The organism is Plantactinospora endophytica, from assembly GCF_016862915.1.
Taxonomy (GTDB): Bacteria; Actinomycetota; Actinomycetes; order Mycobacteriales; family Micromonosporaceae; genus Plantactinospora; species Plantactinospora endophytica.
In genome coordinates, this window is record NZ_BONW01000085.1 from 1 (window position 1) to 846 (window position 846).

Annotated in this window: 1 protein-coding gene; it reads right to left on the reverse strand. The window is 64.8% G+C overall.

Features of this window, described 5'->3' with window-relative positions; all coding sequences use genetic code 11:
* Positions 1 to 166 precede the first annotated feature (166 nt).
* Complete coding sequence (locus tag Pen02_RS41430; RefSeq protein ID WP_203871685.1) at positions 167 to 733, reverse strand: hypothetical protein; 567 nt, start codon at positions 731 to 733, stop codon at positions 167 to 169.
* Positions 734 to 846 lie beyond the last annotated feature (113 nt).

Consider the following 846-nt stretch of genomic DNA (forward strand, 5'->3'; position numbering starts at 1 on the left):
ACGTCCGGAACTGCCGAGAACCGTGCGCCTGATCGAGGTGACCAAGATTGTCCGAACGTGCCGATGAGCGTGCACCCGATCTTGGTGCTTTCGACGCGTTCATAACAGCGACCGTGGCCAAGTGACTGACGAAGACGCTTACCGGCGAACGGCCGGACGTGGATCATCACGCGAATTCTTGCCACTCCCGGGTTGGAATGCGGCCCTCGCTGGTGTCCCAGCAGCGATCAGCCCATGGCGTTGCCACCATCACTGGGCGGCTCAGCACAACGTCGCCAGCTCGCTGTGCCCTCAGCACCAACCCGAGTTGTGGAGAACACGGATCGGCGTGCTGCGAGTACCGCAACTCCCTACTGCGGGCCACGAGGTAGTCAGCGAACTCATCCTCCAGGTGTGAGGGCGTCCGCCCCACCAGTCGCATACCCTCCAGGGTCACCTGGGGGCCACGCAGCGCGTCAACCGCAACGCCCGCCAGGCCGATCGACTCGTCGTAATAGGTGGTAACCGCCGGCCCGGCAAACCTGGCGTCCGTGCACCGCTCAAGCCAGAATTCCGCCCATCCTGCATTGCCCGAGGTGCCCTGAGAGACGACAACGCGGAGGGCGCCATGCACTGCGACCTCAACTTGGTCGTGCGTCATGCCGAACTCCAACGGGCCGACGCGCTCGAAAGGCGTGAACGACCACGGAAGCCGCTGCGCATCGACCAGAACGCTCCAGACGTCCGTCGCCATGCTCCCCTCCCGGTGAAAGTACTGTGCCCAGCAGCCAGGGACGCGCAGACGATAGTGGACGGATCTGCTCTCCGGGATGTCCGGGTCGGCGTCTCAGCCGCTCGCGGTGCACG